This is a genomic window from Acaryochloris sp. IP29b_bin.137, assembly GCF_028285745.1.
Lineage (GTDB): Bacteria > Cyanobacteriota > Cyanobacteriia > Thermosynechococcales > Thermosynechococcaceae > Acaryochloris.
The window spans coordinates 1-2,760 of the sequence record NZ_JANQOP010000291.1; the positions used below are offsets into that span (position 1 = coordinate 1).

Consider the following 2,760-nt stretch of genomic DNA (forward strand, 5'->3'; position numbering starts at 1 on the left):
GGCTTATAGAGGTGTCATTGTTGGCCTATATCTCGACTAATTTCTAGCGATTAGAGTTGACCAAAACAGAGGTGAGTTCTTTTCCATAAATCACCTAAGCACCAAGTTGCTACGCTTGCTTCGAATTTGAGTCAACAAGACTATATCTGCTGGTGGATTCTAGAATTAGCATCACCCATGGTATTACGCAGTGGGCGAAAGCAATACAGCCATACTCTTTATGATCACTATATTGCGAGCGGAGAACAAGCCTTTAAATTTGCCCCTGATCAAGGACCTGAGTTTTTTCGAACCTGGGGTTGGCAAATCGTTCATCAATATGATGTTCTGGAAAAATTGAGTCAACTCAAACGAACTACGCCATTACTCAGCTTTAGAGCAGCCATTCAACGAGGTCTCGAAAAACTCCACATCAAATCAGCGATACCCAACCAAGTGGTATTGCTGGCCCACCCCCAAGGATTAAGAGCAGAAAAATGAGTAGTCATGTCTACAATCAGGGCGCTAAAACCATTCATGACCATCATGAGGGAATCAATACGTGAGAATTTTGCTTGTTGAGGACGATGATCGGATTGCCAAGCCCCTAGCCGAAGATTTGCGTCATCAACATTACATCGTCGATTTAGCGGCAGATGGTGAACTCGGCTGGCACTATACCCAAGTGACTGACTATGAGCTGATTCTATTGGATATTATGCTGCCTCGTTTGGATGGGATTAGTCTCTGTCAACAACTGCGTCGCTCAGGATATAGCGGGTTTGTGTTAATGCTAACCGGCAAGGATACTTTGACAGATAAAGTGATGGGCTTAGACGCTGGTGCCGATGACTATGTGGTCAAACCGTTTGAGTTAGACGAACTGGCTGCTCGCATCCGCGCGTTATGTCGTCGTCCCCCTCAGATACAGCCCTCCATTCTGAAACAGGGTGCGTTGCAACTTGATCCGATTCACCATCATGCTCACTATGGTGAGACCTTGCTAGATTTAACGCCCAAAGAATATATTCTGCTAGAACATTTACTTCAACATCCGGGTCAAGCCTTTACTCGGGCCATGTTGCTAGATCGCCTATGGGAGCTGGATCGCGCCTCTAGTGAAGGCACGATCAAAACACATATTAGTAACCTGCGCTGTAAATTAAAAGCAGCCGGAGGTTCTGACCAGTTGATCGAAACGCTTTATGGTGTGGGCTATCGTTTGAATCCTCTGCTTCATTCCTAGAGGTTATGCGTTGTTTTGGAAAGTTCGATTGCAGCTCTTAGGATCCTATCTAATGGTTTTGGCTGGGATTATGGTTGTGTTTGCGATCGCAATCCGTACCACCTTCTCTTATACCCTGCACCATCAGATCGGCCAAAGACTACAAAATTTAGTGAAAGCGGGAAGCCTAGAACTCGAAATTGAAGACGGTCGCCTTGAACTCGATCAAGAAGATCTAGTGCGTGACCTTCAATCTCTGCAATGGTACGACCCTACAGGTCAGTTGGTTGGAACTCAAGGCCAGCCCACCTCAAATCGACCTTTAAACCCCCAACAACTCGTTCGACTTCAGACCTACGCCAACCTCAAATCCATGACGGTGCCAGCTCAAGACCCCAATACTGGGCAGTTGATTGGCTTTGTCCGCGCCAATGAATCGTTAGAGGCCGTCAACCAAACCCTCCAACAGCTCGATTGGGGCTTAGGCGGTGGCGCTATTCTAGCGATTTTCCTCAGTGGAATAGGAGGAACCTGGTTAACCGCCCGAGCCATGCATCCCATTGAGCAGAACATGCGCCAACTCCAGCAATTTACAGCCGATGCCTCTCATGAGTTGCGCAGTCCCCTCACGGCGATTAAAACCAATGCAACCGTGGCCCAAAAATATCCTCAAGGGATGCGACCAACCGATGCTGAGAAGTTTCAAGCTATCCTCAGTGCAGCGAATCAGATGACTGCACTAACAGAATCCTTACTGCAATTGGCCCGACTCGACCAATCTTCAGAACAGCATCAAGATCCCATTAATCTTCTGCACACCTTAGAGGAACTGAGTCAGCATTACCAACACCAAGCTCAATCTAAAGGCATTACCCTGACCACTCAATTCGCAGATCCCACTTGGGTCTTAGGCCATGAGGATCAGCTTCGACAAGTGTTTGCCAACCTGCTCGAGAATGCCTTGCAATATACCCCCGCTGGAGGAGCAGTAGAGATAAAAAGTACCAGAGTCGGACCATCCATCCTGATTCAAGTTCAAGACACAGGCATGGGGATAAGGGCGGAGCACCAGGAGAAAATCTTTGACCGATTTTGGCAAGCAGACACGTCCCGGTCGTATCAGGCAGACGGATGTGGTCTAGGGCTAGCCATTGCTCGTCGTATTGTCCAACTTCATCAGGGAAACATCGCTGTGGAAAGTGACTGGACACAAGGGAGTTGTTTTTCTATAAAACTCCCTCTGTATGACTCCTCTCCCTAGCGATGACGAGCTTCAAGCAGCATTGGGTCGCTAAACTTCACTGGCTTGGCGCACTATGCCTTGATCAAAGCAGTTACCATCAACGCCAATACCTTGAATGCTCAGCTTATCTTTGAAGACCTCAATGGCCGCAAACCCAAATTGAGAGGTTGCAAACGCGGTTCGAGCAGATGAATGGCAAGGCCGTAACTTTGCTCCACCAATGCCACAGGTTAGATAGGTGGTGCCACGAATAGGTTGAGTCCGTTCGTAATGGTGTTCATGACCATTGACGTAAAGCTGCACACCATATCGG

At 47.8% G+C, this 2,760-nt stretch carries 3 protein-coding genes and 1 pseudogene; 3 read left to right on the plus strand and 1 reads right to left on the minus strand.

Annotation, left to right across the window (positions count from 1 at the left end; all coding sequences use genetic code 11):
- The first annotated feature begins 177 nt into the window (after positions 1–177).
- The 3 genes from Q0991_RS20375 (at position 178) to Q0991_RS20385 (ending at position 2,465) form a co-directional block, all read left to right on the plus strand.
- The gene (locus tag Q0991_RS20375) at positions 178–480 is read left to right on the plus strand and encodes a hypothetical protein (RefSeq protein WP_299491989.1); all 303 of its coding nucleotides are present in this window, start codon (positions 178–180) and stop codon (positions 478–480) included.
- A gap of 61 nt (positions 481–541) precedes the next feature.
- Positions 542–1,225 carry a response regulator transcription factor gene (locus Q0991_RS20380; RefSeq protein WP_299491991.1) on the plus strand — a complete coding sequence of 228 codons (684 nt, stop codon included), beginning with the start codon at positions 542–544 and terminating at the stop codon, positions 1,223–1,225.
- Between the two features lie 10 nt (positions 1,226–1,235).
- Positions 1,236–2,465 carry a HAMP domain-containing sensor histidine kinase gene (locus Q0991_RS20385; protein ID WP_299491993.1) on the plus strand — a complete coding sequence of 410 codons (1,230 nt, stop codon included), beginning with the start codon at positions 1,236–1,238 and terminating at the stop codon, positions 2,463–2,465.
- Between the two features lie 30 nt (positions 2,466–2,495).
- On the opposite strand, the pseudogene Q0991_RS20390 reads toward Q0991_RS20385, so the two are convergent.
- Positions 2,496–2,760 (minus strand): annotated as a pseudogene (locus Q0991_RS20390) (metallophosphoesterase); the annotation flags it as partial.